Source organism: Tunturiibacter gelidiferens (assembly GCF_014201335.1).
GTDB lineage: Bacteria > Acidobacteriota > Terriglobia > Terriglobales > Acidobacteriaceae > Edaphobacter > Edaphobacter lichenicola_E.
This window is the reverse complement of record NZ_JACHEB010000012.1, coordinates 97,947-111,764: the sequence shown is the minus strand read 5'-3', so window position 1 is coordinate 111,764 and position 13,818 is coordinate 97,947. Positions and strand designations below refer to the sequence as shown.

At 51.3% G+C, this 13,818-nt stretch carries 10 protein-coding genes; 5 read left to right on the top strand and 5 right to left on the bottom strand.

The genetic code is table 11. From position 1 onward, the window contains the following. Nucleotides 1-138: 138 nt before the first annotated feature. From HDF14_RS21415 to HDF14_RS21395, 5 genes are read right to left on the bottom strand one after another with little or no spacing between them, the layout of a single operon-like run. The gene (locus tag HDF14_RS21415; RefSeq protein ID WP_183980772.1) at nucleotides 139-957 is read right to left on the bottom strand and encodes a class I SAM-dependent methyltransferase; all 819 of its coding nucleotides are present in this window, start codon (nucleotides 955-957) and stop codon (nucleotides 139-141) included. Further along, nucleotides 954-2,351 carry a B12-binding domain-containing radical SAM protein gene (locus HDF14_RS21410; protein WP_183980770.1) on the bottom strand — a complete coding sequence of 466 codons (1,398 nt, stop codon included), beginning with the start codon at nucleotides 2,349-2,351 and terminating at the stop codon, nucleotides 954-956. Before HDF14_RS21410 ends, HDF14_RS21415 begins: the two co-directional genes overlap by 4 nt. Then, nucleotides 2,352-3,854, bottom strand: coding sequence for a B12-binding domain-containing radical SAM protein (locus HDF14_RS21405; RefSeq protein WP_183980768.1), 1,503 nt, complete (start codon nucleotides 3,852-3,854; stop codon nucleotides 2,352-2,354). A gap of 25 nt (nucleotides 3,855-3,879) precedes the next feature. Beyond that, nucleotides 3,880-5,382, bottom strand: a complete 1,503-nt coding sequence (locus HDF14_RS21400; RefSeq protein ID WP_183980766.1) for a B12-binding domain-containing radical SAM protein — start codon at nucleotides 5,380-5,382, stop codon at nucleotides 3,880-3,882. Continuing rightward, nucleotides 5,376-6,893, bottom strand: a complete 1,518-nt coding sequence (locus HDF14_RS21395) for a B12-binding domain-containing radical SAM protein (RefSeq protein ID WP_183980764.1) — start codon at nucleotides 6,891-6,893, stop codon at nucleotides 5,376-5,378. Before HDF14_RS21395 ends, HDF14_RS21400 begins: the two co-directional genes overlap by 7 nt. Nucleotides 6,894-7,033: 140 nt before the next feature. Between HDF14_RS21395 and HDF14_RS21390 the strand changes: the two genes are divergently transcribed. The 5 genes from HDF14_RS21390 (at nucleotide 7,034) to HDF14_RS21370 (ending at nucleotide 13,708) form a co-directional block, all read left to right on the top strand. Then, nucleotides 7,034-8,014, top strand: coding sequence for a hypothetical protein (locus HDF14_RS21390; protein WP_183980762.1), 981 nt, complete (start codon nucleotides 7,034-7,036; stop codon nucleotides 8,012-8,014). 560 nt (nucleotides 8,015-8,574) lie between these two features. Then, entirely contained in the window at nucleotides 8,575-8,943 is a 369-nt protein-coding gene (locus tag HDF14_RS21385) for a cupredoxin domain-containing protein (RefSeq protein WP_183980760.1), read from the top strand. A gap of 95 nt (nucleotides 8,944-9,038) precedes the next feature. Beyond that, nucleotides 9,039-9,416: a c-type cytochrome gene (locus HDF14_RS21380; protein ID WP_260698476.1), complete on the top strand. Its 378-nt coding sequence runs from the start codon at nucleotides 9,039-9,041 to the stop codon at nucleotides 9,414-9,416. Nucleotides 9,417-9,454: 38 nt separating this feature from the next. Further along, nucleotides 9,455-10,744 (top strand): nucleotidyltransferase family protein, encoded by a 1,290-nt coding sequence (locus HDF14_RS21375; RefSeq protein ID WP_183980756.1) that lies wholly within the window; start codon nucleotides 9,455-9,457, stop codon nucleotides 10,742-10,744. A gap of 12 nt (nucleotides 10,745-10,756) precedes the next feature. Continuing rightward, a complete protein-coding gene (locus HDF14_RS21370) occupies nucleotides 10,757-13,708 on the top strand; it encodes an SLBB domain-containing protein (RefSeq protein ID WP_313899655.1) in 2,952 nt (983 codons plus the stop codon). Nucleotides 13,709-13,818 lie beyond the last annotated feature (110 nt).

Here is a 13,818-nt window from a genome sequence, read left to right as displayed (position 1 = left end):
CGGAACAGACCAATATAGCGTCAGTAACATTCGTATTTGACAAACTACTGATCCACCCCCCGCATCGAGGGCATCGAAGACGAACGTCATTGTCTTCGTCCGCACGAAAATCGATGGATTCCTTGTGAGCCATCGCGATCATACCCGGACTCTTTCGAAACTAATGAGCATGTGATCGCCAATCACCCGAAATCCCGGGCACACCGAGAGGGCTTTGTCGATCGTCTCCATGACGTGCAGCAAGTTTGGGCATTTGCGGATCCATGGTTCAACGTAAGAAGGAGGAACTGTGATTCCGATGCCGGCGCAGGAACGCATCACGAAGGCGGGCGAGAACGATTTTTGCAGCTGACGCAGGGTTGGATAGTAGACATCTACAACGAATTCGCCTACTTTAGCCGCAGCGTGGCCCGAGCATCTTCGAAACGCTTCGTGGGGCCTTCCGTGAATGAGAAACCAGATGATTTCTGAGATACAAAAGCGGGTTGAAAGACAAATAATAAGGGGAGCGCCCGGCGCAAGGAGAGTTGCCAAGTCTTCTGCTGTTTGGCTGAGATCAGCGACGCAATTTAGACCTGAAAAATTTGAGAAGACCCCGTCGAAAGTGCCTTCCGTGCGAATCTCAGCGATTTGCTCGATTGGCAGTTGGGCGAACTTCACGACAGTGGTCGGAGCTTCGGTACGAAGGCGCTGTTGGGCATACTCGATCATTTGTTCGGAAGCGTCGCAGGCAACCACGGAGACTCCTTTGCTGGCAAGGAAAAGGGCGTCTTCGCCGGTGCCACAGTTCAATTCCAGAACTTGGTCTCCGGATTGAAATGTCTCTGCGATCACTCTCCATACCGCATTTCGTTGAGCGCGCCCGATGAGAGATCTAGTAAACAGATCGTCGTACCGCTTCGCCAATTGGTCGAAGGCTAGAATGGCTTGTGGCTGCGCCGTCGCCGTCGGAATCATGCTTCCACCTCGGTCTGGATTGAGAGCAAAGCAGCGCGGGCGAGCGCGATCTCGTGGCGCAGACTGGATGCGCGTTCGGATTCAGCGTCGGGAGATTCGGCCATGCGAGCGAGTTGGACCTCATCTCGAAGGAGCTTGTCTGCGTAGCTGTAAAACTTCTGCGAGTGACGTCCCTTGATCTTGATCTCGCGATCCGAACTAACTCCCCATGGCTTCAACTGTACGAGGCGACTGGAGATTTTCTGGTAATAGGGTGTCCCTTTGATGGGATAAGAGACGGTCGTAAAGAATACATCTGGTTTGGAGATGCTGACGTGCTTGATCGTTGCTTCGATGTCTTCTAGCTCTTCACCTTCGTAGCCCCACATAAGGAACATGCCGCTTTCAATGCCTCTTTCGCGGCTCATGGCGACAGCTTGTTGTACCTGTTCGATTTTTACGCCACGATCCATGGAGTCGAGGATGCGTTGCGACCCGCTTTCAGAGCCGATCCAGATCCGGAAACAACCAAGTTCAGCGAGAAGGTCAAGCATCTCTGGGTTCAGACGATCTGCGCGAGAGATGCACTCGAAGGGAATGCGGAGGCCGCGTAGTTGCATCTCTCTAGCGTAATCGCGAAGCCACTGATGATTGATAGTAAAGACGTCGTCAGATACCCAGACCATGTCCGGAGAATAGGTTGTGAGGAGCCACTCCACTTCATCGACGACGAGCCGTGGGGTACGACGACGATGAGTTTGACCGAAGACTTGATGACTGCACCAACGACATTTATAAGGGCATCCACGAGCAGTAATGAAGTTGATCGAACCTTTACCGTGTGCGTCGCGCCATGTCTTGACGTAGCGGGCAATATCTATAGCGTGACGAGCTGGCCATGGTTGACTATCGAGATCGGCTATTTGATTACGCGGGGAGTTTTCCTGCATGTTTCCGGCGACATCAAGGTAGGCTAGTCCGGAGATGGTAGTGCATGCGGCAGTGTCATCAGCGCGAAAAGCTTCTAGGAGCTCCTGCATTGTGAGTTCACCCTCACCGAAGACGACATAGTTCGCGCCCGACTCAAGATACTCGAGAGCGTACGCACCTGGTTCGGGGCCACCTACGATCGTCTTCCAGCCTGCCTCACGCGCTACTCTCAGAATTTCCACCACATTGCTCCGTGTCATGAGATTGGCGTAGATGCCAATGACCGAGGGCGTCTCGGTGCGCAGGTGATTGAAGAGCGCTTCACGACTGGAGAATGTGGTGTCAAAGACATCTACATCAAATCCTTGCTTCTGCAAATGAGAGCACAAATACAAGATTCCGAGTGGGGCGTAGGGCTTCAGAATCTGAAGCTCCTTGGGGTCTTCATATAGGAAGTAGCCGTGAGTTAATAGAAGCTCTGCCATTTAAACCTGCCTCTCAGGCGGGAGTAGCGTTTGCAGAGGAACAAACTCGTGTTTGCCTGAACCAGCGGCCATTGCGCCGACGGAGAATGTTGCGGCGGAGTTTTTGCTGACGGCTTCGAGCTCAAAAACACGCTGCCAAAGAGTCACTGGGTCAATTGAATTCGCAACTGTGTCGGGGTCATTTTTCCAAGAGTCGACCTCAGCGTGAAGTGCATTTCGTAGCGCCATGTAAAAGTCATTGTTATAGGCGGCAGAAAACATGACGCATAGGTCGTCACTATCGGTCCAATTTCGTTTAGTTCCGATCTGCTCCCGTACGCGCTCATAGAACGCTGTCCCTGGAAGTGGGTAAGAGAAAGAGATGCCAATGTCGTCAGGGCGCATGCTACGTACTAGGTCAATAGTTCGTTGAATGTCTTCCCATGTCTCGCCTGGATAACCAAATTGCAGGAAAAAGCACGCGCGCATATCGTTGTCGGCAAGCAGGGTCCGTGCAGTGGTCACATCATTGACAGTTAGTCCCTTGTCCATCGCATCGAGTATTCGCTGCGACCCAGATTCGACCCCCATCCATATCTCAGCGCACCCTGCTCTTTTGAGCCCTGCAACAGTATTCGGTGTCATTAAATCAGCACGAGACTGTATCTTAAAAGGGAGAGCGCATTTCATCGCTTCAATTTCGTCTGCGAGGTCTTGCACCCATTGATGATTTAATGCGAACACATCATCGCCAAACCAGATGTGCTCAACACCATAAATTTCTTTCAGCTCCCGGATCTCAGCTGCTACGGCTTTGGCCGAGCGGATCTGAAACTTGTTGCCAGAAATTGGCTTTGCACACCAGTTACATCGGTAGGGACATCCGCGACTGGCCACGATGTTTGTTGAGAAATGACCGTGCGCGGAGGACCACGCCTGGCGATAAGGTGCTAGGTCAATCAGCTCGCGTGAGGGTCGCGACAGACTATTCCACGATGGGTTCTTTGGGATGCCGCCTGCGCTTTTTGAGAGAGTTCCTGCCGCGTCAAGATATGCGAGGCCTGGTATGTCCAAGTGCGGGGCACCGGAGAGAATCGCGGAACACAGAGCTACGAGCGTTTCTTCAGCTTCACCCAGCAAAATGAAATCGACGTTGTTGCGGAGGTAAGACTCGGCCTGATCTGTCATGTCCGAACCATGCGCTATTACAACCGCACCAGATTGCTTTGCTTGGTGAGCGAGTTGCCAAGCGAGTTGACGCATGCGAGTGAGGCACATTTTCGAGAGAAAATTGAAATCATCTTCGTAGATGACAACGAGCTTAGGGCAGTGCTCTAGCAAGGCCGCTGTAAAGCCCGAGTTGGGATCTTCGAGCATGGTGTCGAACACGGCAACAGCGATATCTCCGGCTCTTAGAGCGGACGCAGCGTAGAGCGTCCCGAGAGGCGGATACGGCTGCATCTTTCGCACCTGCTTGGGATCGTAAGGGAGATGGTAAGAATGTGTCAGCAGAACGTCAGCCATCGATTATCCCCCTCTCTTCGTCGGGTCAGCATGCATTGACGGGCTCCTTTGGAAGCTCTTGACCAGTCACCAGCGAACGACGGAGTACTATGTGCTCGGATATGTTAGAGAGCCAGAGTTCCCAAGGGAATGAGTAGTTGCTCGAACGGAGTCGCCACCTGATCGGCGTTTGAACGATAACCCTGACAGTGCGTCGTAGTCGCGAATAGCTATTTTGCTGGCGATCAATTTGATTGTTGAGGAGAAAATATTTGAGCATGCGTTGAAGTCTCGCTAACTCGTTACCCGTGAGCCACGGCAACATGTTGGCTCCCAATGGCATATCCATCCATTCGCGTAGATTTTTCGGCTCGGGAACACCAAGGTCTCGCAGTTGAGGCCAAATCGGAATTCCTGGATACGGAGTGAAGATATTTGGAGAGAAACTGACGTTGGGGAACTGGCGGCCAATGTCGCTCATTGTCTGAAAAGTGATAATTCGATCCGCTTCTGTCTCGCCCGGATAACCGAAGATTAGATTGAACGTGACACGAATACCACCTAACTGAGCCTTGCGTGCAGTTTCATACATTTCATCGACCCGCTGATGCCGCTTATTCATAAGTTTGAGGACGGAGTCCGATGTTGACTCCGTACCGAAGCCCATGTGTGAAACACCGCTGGCGCCTAAGAGGCGTACATCATCTTCACTCATGCGGCATAGGAAATCTGTGGAGGCCTGGAAGGTCCACTTGAACTTGACTCCCGAATCGATGATGCCACGGGCAATCTGGAGTGCTCGCGGTAGCTGAACCGGGAAGTTAGAGTCCAGCAAAGCTACTTCGTCGATGCGATACCGAGTTACCAGGTCAATCATCTCAGCCACAGTCCGGTCCGCCGAGAGTGCATTAAATCGGCGTTTATAAAAGACCATGTCTGTACAGTAATTGCATGCATAAGGACACCCAACGCTGGTGGCATAGGCGAGTTTGCGCACACCAGAGATCTCTTCGTAAGCTTCAAAATTGGTGAGGTCGAACGCGGGGAGTGGCAGTGAATCAAGGGGTTCTACCCTACGATCAGCATTGTGGACACGTCGCCCATCGCTTTTCCATGAAAGACCAGCGATGTTGTTGAGGGATCTGTGTTGTGCCAAGGCTTGAACTGTTTCTACAAGTGTAATTTCTCCCTGACCACGGACAACCATATCCACGAAGCTCTCGCTTAGGGTTTGGTCTGGCAGAAGAGAGGGGTGCCAACCACCAAAAATAATCGGCAGCCACGGGCTTTGGTTCTTGATCGTGTTTGCAACCTCTATGGCGCCGCGGATCATCGGCCCCGTCAAAACGGAGATGCCAACGCAGAGAGCGTCCACAGATTCGCACTCAACGCGAGAGAGGTAGTTCGGTTCGATGGCGGCGTCGATCAGGACAGCGTCGAAGTTAGCTTCGCGTAGGCTCGCGGCAAGGGCGAGTAAGCAAAGCGGAGCGCCCAGTGGAGGTCCATCATAGGGCGGGTAAAAGAGAACGACCTTACCTTTGCTCAGCATGCGGCCTCGACCTGCTCAGGGTTGGGCTCCAATCGGCGCGCGTCGACGACCGGTTTGAATCCGGCGGTCCTTGCTTTTAGTTTGTCATTCAACCAGAGTTCGGCAGGAAAACGATACAGTCCATGATCGAGTCGGAACCGCGCTGGGAAAGAAATGCATTTCTGAGCGAGACGAGTAATGCGAGTTCGGCGGTCAACTCCGATAGGAATCCGATCAAAAGCAATTCGGAGGTAATCGCGCATAATTTGTAATTCTTCGTGATCACGCCCGTTCAGCCATGGGAGCTTGGTATAACGTGGAAAAAATTCGGCCCACTTTTCGAGGGAGTCGGGAACTTCTATCCCAAGTTCGGCAGCCCTGTTCATCACATTGGTTCCGGGATACGGAGTGAAGATGTTCGTCCAGAACTCGGTGCCTGGAAAGCGCCGGCAGACATCCATAATGAAATTCATAGTCTCTCGGCGTTCTTTGGGGCCTTCTCCAGGGTAGGCGAAAATAATATTGAAAGATGGCCGCATTCCTGCGGCTAAACATCTTGCCGCGCTCTCGTAAATATCCTCAAAGTTTTGAAATGTCTTGTTCATCGCCTTCAAGATCTTTGGAGACCCGGAATCTACACCTTGGCAGATCTGGTGAAGGCCGCTGCGACGCAACAATTTCAGGTCTTCCAGAGAAAGCCGGGAGGTCAGATTTGTGGTTGCTTGAATACTCCACTGAAACTCTGCGCCTTCGCGTACCAGACCCTCGCCTATGGCTCGCGCGCGTTCCAAATCGACGAGGAAATTATCGTCGACTATCCAAAGCATACTGAGGTTGTACCTGCGGCTAAGGTCGATGGTCTCTTCAACGAATTGCTCCGCTGGAAGCGCGTTCCATTTGCGTTTATAGACGGCGCCGTTGGTGCAATAAGCGCAATCGAAGGGACAAGCCAGGCTGGAGGTGTACATCGCCCAACGCTTTCCACACATTCGCTCATAGGCATCAAAGTCTGCGATTTGATAGGCCTTGGGCGGCTGGTCCACAATGGGCCGAAGCGCACGCTCGGGTGTGAATGTCAGTTTGTTGTCTCGCTTGAAACCAATACCTGAGACAAAATCCGGAGCGGACTGATTCTCAATGTGTCCGACCAATTCAAGGAAGGACTCTTCTCCCTGCCCACAAATAACGTAGTCGATGTACGGGGCTTCAAGTGTCTGTGTAGGTAGAAGGGAGGGGTGCCAGCCGCCTAGGACAATAGGGAACTTGGAATCTCGAGCCTTTATCGCTTTGGCAATCTCGACAGTTTCCCGAATCATCGGTCCGGTAACCAAAGAAATTCCGAGACAGATCGCATCCTTTACTTCTTCTAGTACGCGTAGCTTATAGTTCGGGGTGATCGTGGAGTCAATGAGCACAACCTCATAGCCAGCACGGATCAAGGGAGTGGCAACAGCGAGAATACCCAGTGGTGCGGTGGCATCAGAGCTCGCGAAAGAGGGAAAGAAGAAGACGACTTTGCGGGCTTTAGGCAATTCGATTCCTCACTTATTTTGGACGATATGACTTGCGGCGGCAGCAGTTGTCATATCCATGTCAGCGCTTTGTAAAGTTATTTTGGGTCGGTGAAAATCTCGTATCCCTTGCGATAGAGTGAAGTTCGACAGGTGTTCCGATGAAGTCAGTTTCGGTCGATCCAACGATTCTGCCCTACGCCCAAGAGCTTCGTTTCGCGGGTGTGGTGTGTGATCTGATCACAAACTCGTTAGAACTTCGAGCTCTACTAAGCCAGCTTTCCCACGTCGAGAACTGCGAATCTGGGAATCGATTTAGCATGCTCGTTGTAGTGAACGAATCTTCATTCGACCCGATTGAAGAGCCCCACTTCCGCGGTTTACGCCACGTCGTGACAGCTTCGTTTGGCACTGGCAATATTTTCATCTTCGATGTTCTGCGCCGCACACTTAGCGCCAGTATCTCGAGAGTAGCAGCCATAGACCTCCGTTTCTGGAGGGAGAAGCTTATCCCAATCTCTCTGGGAGTGTTAGGTGCTGCCATGGGGTTGGTTCCCATGCATTGCGCGTGTCTTGAGCGAAGTGGTGACGGATTACTAATAGCGGGATTGTCAGGTGCGGGAAAATCTACGTTGTCTGTCGCCCTTGCGCAAAATGGATTCAGCTACGTCTCCGATGACTGGACCTACATGTCACGACATCAGAGCTCTCTGGTAGCGTTCGGCACATCAGCTCCGGTCAAGCTGTTACCAGATGCTACCAATCACTTTCCTCGTTTGGCGAGCTATCGCCCACAGAAATCGATGAATGGCGAGTTAGCTTACGAGGTGGACGTCGCCGAAGCATTCACGGTCCGAGTTGAAAAATCATGTGAACCGCGATGGTTGATTTTTTTGGAGCGAATACCAGAATTCAAGGTTGAGTTCGCTTCTGTAGCATCGAGAAAAGCTAGAAGCTATCTCAATTCTAGCGTGGAGAGATTGCCGCCGGAGCTATATGAAGCTTCTGCAATGCGAGATCTCACGCTCGAAATGGTATCAAGACTACCATGTTGGTTACTGCGGTACGGAGGAACTCCCCAGGTCGCCGCGGAGTATCTTGTTGAGTTTGTCGCTAATCAAACGCGGGAGATGTTTGCTTGAAGCTCGATGCGATGAGGTCTCCAGACCTTTTACGACGGTTCGTAGCAACGCCATATGTGTTCGCCGATAGCGTTGGCCCCAGCCGATGTTCTGTCCGATCAAATGAGTTAGGAATCGCGTTGGCAGTTCGGCGCTCTTGGAGTACCCGAAGAGCTGAAAATCTGCCTGCTGTGGTTTCTTGGCACCTTATTCGAGATGCATTGGCGGCCAATGATATTTCCCCAATCACCCTACTCTCCGCGGGAGAACTACGAACGTTGATTGTTGGAACGGAAACCATCTTATTCTACGACGCCCAAAGATCGGAATGTCTGGGATTTGTCTCTTCCAGGATTACGATTAAACGCTTGGTTTCAGAATTAATTCCCACCCTGCTGGAGATCTGAAAGACCGAGGGCTTTTACAAATAAGTGACAAATAGAACATTACGTAATGACAACTAAACCAAGTGAGTCAACTAAGGTCAAGAATATTGATATGTCTACATTCCATTCTCGACATGAATGACGGATGTAGCTTTGATGATGTTCGCAAAACCCAGGAAAAGGTGGTGTCGTGAAATGACATACAAGGTTTCAGCCAAAGCAGTTTTAGTGAGTATTTTATCTATCGGCTCATTTGTTGCGCCGGGATTTGCTTCGACCTCCGATGCTCCCATCACGGTCAATGTTTCGGTTAAGCGCTTCGCCTACGAGCCGTCACAAATCACCCTGAAGAAAGGTGAGCCGGTAGTAATCAAGTTGACAACCGAAGACGTTGCGCATGGTCTGAAATTCAAGGAATTGAACCTTAACACGAAGATTGAAAAGGGAAAGACGGCAGAACTCGCATTCACGCCCACACAAACCGGCGACTTTGTAGGGCACTGTTCAGTGTTCTGTGGATCCGGTCACGGCTCAATGACATTAACCCTTCACGTGACAGACTAGCGATGCACAGGGCCACTCCAATCTTGATGCTGCTCTATCTAGTGGCAATGACTGGATGTAAATCTGCTCCTCCCGGCAGGATAGAGGACAGCGTTTTGACTTGGAGCAAGCACTCTTTATTCGTTCGCAACCGCGCACAACGTAATCCGCTCCAGCGTTCTGACGCAAACATCACTGCGGGGCGGGAAGCTTTCACGCACTATTGCGTCGCATGTCATGGGATGGATGGTCAAAACACCGGTGTCCCGTTCGCAGATGCCATGTCGCCTCCGGTACCTCTGCTTAGCTCTAGCAAGATTCAGTCCTACACGGATGGACAGCTCAAATGGGTGATCGATTATGGTGTTGCTCCATCCGGCATGCCGGGTTCGAGGGGGATTCTGAGCGATGACGAGATATGGTCGATTGTTTTGTTTATTCGAAACCTGCCGCCCGCAGGTAGTCTCGGTGATCCGGTGCTTTACGACAAGTAATCATTCGTAAGAAAAGCACCAAAAGGAGCATGCCACAAATGAACTATGAATTGGCAGAGGCAGTAATTGCCACCTTTCGAAAAAAGGATCCGAGCAGCCACTATGAAGCCCTCTCCAAGTTTAATTACCGGGCGTGGCGGGGGACTTATAGGTGGCTGGATGCCAATGGCCTCACGCTATATTTGCTGGAACGCCTTCAAGTGTTCGGCATTCAAGCGGCGATTCCCGAGCCTGTTTTGCTTCGTCTCCAAGAGAATGCACAGGATAATCAGGCGAAGACGAAGCAACTGTTTGATGAGTTCATGGTGATTAATAGAGCGTTCAGGCGAGCGGGCCTATGCTACGCCAACCTAAAAGGCTTTACTTTGGCTCCCGATGCATTCAGGGAAGCTGGACAGCGTCTTCAGCTCGATCTCGATTTTTTGGTGGACCGCTCTCATGTCTCTCGGTGCCAACAGACATTAGAGCGACATGGGTATTTGCTCACCGGGGAGGGACCCAACGTAAAAGAGTTTAAGGCTGGTAATGGACAGTTGCCCATTCTGAAAGATCTCTATAAGCCAAAACTTCAACGTTGCGTAGAAATCCATTTCGACGATGTTAATGACCCAGATGGAAGGGCGCTCCAGCACGATAGATTGGCCAAAGCGGGTATAAGATTCTGGGAAGACTTAGAACTGCCAATCCTCTCTGATAGCGATCGATTTATCGCGCTTGCGCATCACTTATTCAAGCACCTCAAGAGTGAATGGACGCGTGCGTCGTGGATTCTCGAATACGTCAACTTCGTCAATTTTAACGAGGAGAATGATGCACTGTGGGCCGAGGTTTGGCAGTGTGCTTCGAAGAGCGAAGAAACGAAGTTGGCAATTGGGGTTGCGACGCGGATTTCGCAGCAGATTTTCGACATACGGCGAATGCCGGATTCGCTAGCGTGGACAATTCGGCAACTGCCTCAAACGGTTAGTTTGTGGCTAGATCGATATGGGGAAAAAGTCGTTTTTGCGACGTTCCCTGGAACAAAGACTCATCTATTGCTTCACAAGGCCATAGCTCGCGATGGAATTGTGAGATCCCGAGAGACTAAAAGACCATTCCCCTTACATAGACCGGCAAGAATCACTGTTAAGAGCCAGAGTACAAGTTTCCTAGTGAACCTACGGAAGGTGCTCGAGGAATGCCGGTTCTTTCTGTTTAGGTTGTACTTTCATCTTGAGCAGGGTTGCTATTACATGATCGAAGCTGCCCGCTGGAAGAGGAACGTCGCGTTTTTACAAAAAACAGATCCACGCCAGGGCGAGCTACAGATAAGAAATCTCGATACTTAGAAACAGGGATAGGTGAAAGCTCTCCAGATGAGTGTCTTCAAACAATTGAAACGGAGTGTGATCACTCTTGGCTGTCTGATTTTATCAACAGTAGCAGTGCATTCACAGCAACTGCAGGCGCCCAGTTTGCCGACCGGACTACCTTCTGCTTCGCCCTCAGTTCCTACGACTCCTGTGTCTCCGAACACTAATACTTCCGATGATGACGGGAGCGACCGCACAAAGGAAGAAACAACAGGGAATAGCGCTAGTCAAAGTCCGAACGGCGTCTTAACGGCGAACCAAATTCTGATGATTGTGCAGTCTCGTCCAGAGTTGGTCGTAGATCTTAAGCAAGTGATGGCCGACTATCTACAGCAAGGAGGAACGACTGTTCAAGTAGATTCCATTACCGACGACATGTTGTATCAAGGCATATCTTCAAACGCGGGACTGCGTGGAGCAATCAGCGTGTGGTTGCGGGCGCGTGGATATCTGGATGATCTCGATTTAGAAGGACAGAGCATAGGAGCACAAGGAGTCGACGATATCACCCGCTCTCCAACGTTATCAAGCCCAGTGGGCATAGATTCTCCTGGAGGCCTTGGTCTAACAGGCACAATCGCCACTGACTCCGGAAGATCGGAGACTCCTAACTCAGATGTGACTACAAGAAAAAATTCGACGTCGTCGCGGGACGACCTAGGTCGTTCGTCTCAGAGCAGGTCAGACCGGAATAGTGGCAACACTACGGAAATCATTCATCAGGCGACCCCCTACAATCTTCAGTCACTCCGTGATCTTTACTCCCAGGTTCCTGAACAGACTTCGAAACTTAGGCGCTTTGGCTCGGACGTGTTTCTTGAGCGTGGCTTAGCTACCAAACAGATGTCGATTGATGTGCCCGTCGGACCAGACTATATTTTAGGCTCTGGCGACGGTCTGATTATCAATTTCTGGGGAGGTATCTCGCAGAGTCTTCCGAGAACTATCGATCGCGAAGGAAAGATCGTTCTCCCTGAAGCAGGTGCAGTTTCAGTAGCTGGATTGTCGATCCAACGGGCTCAGGAGGTGGTCCAACAGGAGCTGAGTAGGCAGTTCAGGGATGCGAAGGTAGCCATCACTATTTCGCGATTACGGACCATACGAGTCTACGTAGTTGGCGACGTGCAACGACCGGGGGCTTACGACATCAGTTCATTGTCGACCCCTCTCAACGCCCTCTATGCAGCTGGCGGCCCGACACGATCCGGCTCATTGCGCATAGCTCGTCAGTACCGCGGACAAAAGCTGGTGCGGGAGGTCGATCTTTACGATTTTCTTCTCCACGGTATTCGATCCGAAGAAGATCGGCTCGAAGCGGGCGACACGATTCTAATTCCCCCCGTGGGAAGGCAGGTTGCAATTACCGGAATGGTTAAGCGCCCTGCTATCTATGAACTAAAGGCTGAGAAAAAGCTGTCAGAGCTCTTAGACGATGCCGGAGGGCTGCTTGTGGCTGCTGCGGTGACCCGCACCAAGATTGAGAGAATCGACCCACAGGGTCATCGGGTGACGCTGAGCCTGAACCTTCCTGAAGGAACTACAAGGGAGGCGTCGCAAGTAACCATAGACGAATTTGAGGTTCAGGACGGCGATCGGGTTACTGTGGAACCGATTCTCCCGTATAGCGAGAAGGCCATTTACGTAGAGGGGCATGTTGTTAGACCGGGGAGATTTTCGTATCACGACGGTATGAAACTGACCGACATTCTACGTTCTTATCAAGACCTTCTTCCGGAGCCAGCCGATCGCGGAGAAGTTATTCGTTTACTTCCTCCTGATCTACGTGCTGAAGCTATCTCGTTTAACATTCCCGACGTCTTGGCTGGTAATGAAGAGATGAGCCTGCAGCCTTTCGACACGATTCGTATAGTAGGTCGCTATGAGGCGGATGCTCCAAAGGTTCAGATACATGGAGAAGTCATTCATCCAGGAGAATATGCACTTTCTCAGGGAATGACGGCTGCACAACTTGTTCGTATGGCAGGAGGTTTCAAACGGAGTGCGCTGCTCGATAATGCAGACCTCGCTAGTTATGACGTAAAAGATGGAAGAGAAGTCATAAGTCGAAGACAGGCGGTTCGGATTGGAGCAGCAGTGAACACTTATGATTCCAGCTCCGATGCAACATTGAAAGTTGGCGACGTGCTCACAGTCCACCAGATATCTGGGTGGAACGATATTGGAGCTTCAGTAAACCTGACGGGTGAGGTGACCTATCCCGGGTCCTATGGGCTACAGGAAGGGGAGCGGTTGAGCTCAGTGTTAAGACGAGCGGGAGGCTTCCGATCAACCGCATATCCCTCGGGAGCTGTGCTGATCAGACTCCAAGTGAAAGAGCTTGAAGATAAGAGCCGAAACGAATTGATACGTCAAATCGAGACAACGTCAGCGGGTGCGAAGCTGGCGCCAAGTCTCTCTGCGCAAGACGACGCCGCGACGTTGCAGTTACTCGTTCAACAGCAGAAAGAGGTGGTTTCTCGGTTGCGCGGTCAATCTGCGATAGGCCGCCTGGTTATCAAAATAAGCACTGATATAGCAAGCTGGGAAGGCACACCTGCAGATATCGAAATGCGTAACGGAGATGTTCTCACTATACCCAAGAGGCCAGGTTTTGTCTTAGTTACTGGCCAGGTCTATAACGCTTCCGCTATTACGTTTGTTCCTGGGAAGACCGCGGGGTGGTATCTCCAGCGCGCGGGGGGTAGTACAGAAGGCGGCAACAGAAAAGAAATTCTCGTCATTCGAGCGAATGGTCTAGTGGTCGGAAGGGGGTCAAACAATTGGCACGAGCCAGGGGTGCTTGACTCAAAGTTAGGTCCTGGTGATGTGGTTGTCGTCCCCCAAAAAGTGTTTGGTGGATCGGCTTTGTGGCGAAACCTTTTCGCTTCGGCGCAAGTATTCTCCTCGATCGGATTCGCAGCAGCACTAGCTTTACATTAATAATATTCATGCCAAACGTACGAGTTACAACAATTAGTCTCGTTCGAGGCTGCAGCTCTGACAGTTATTTGAAGACGAACCTACGAGCGACTACCGAGGTGTAAGCAATG

Coding starts and splice junctions, on each gene's coding strand:
- HDF14_RS21415 (WP_183980772.1), bottom strand. CDS start 957: ATGATTCCGACGGCGACGGCGCAGCCACAAGCCATTCTAGCCTTCGAC.
- HDF14_RS21410 (WP_183980770.1), bottom strand. CDS start 2,351: ATGGCAGAGCTTCTATTAACTCACGGCTACTTCCTATATGAAGACCCC.
- HDF14_RS21405 (WP_183980768.1), bottom strand. CDS start 3,854: ATGGCTGACGTTCTGCTGACACATTCTTACCATCTCCCTTACGATCCC.
- HDF14_RS21400 (WP_183980766.1), bottom strand. CDS start 5,382: ATGCTGAGCAAAGGTAAGGTCGTTCTCTTTTACCCGCCCTATGATGGA.
- HDF14_RS21390 (WP_183980762.1), top strand. CDS start 7,034: ATGAAGTCAGTTTCGGTCGATCCAACGATTCTGCCCTACGCCCAAGAG.
- HDF14_RS21385 (WP_183980760.1), top strand. CDS start 8,575: ATGACATACAAGGTTTCAGCCAAAGCAGTTTTAGTGAGTATTTTATCT.
- HDF14_RS21375 (WP_183980756.1), top strand. CDS start 9,455: ATGAACTATGAATTGGCAGAGGCAGTAATTGCCACCTTTCGAAAAAAG.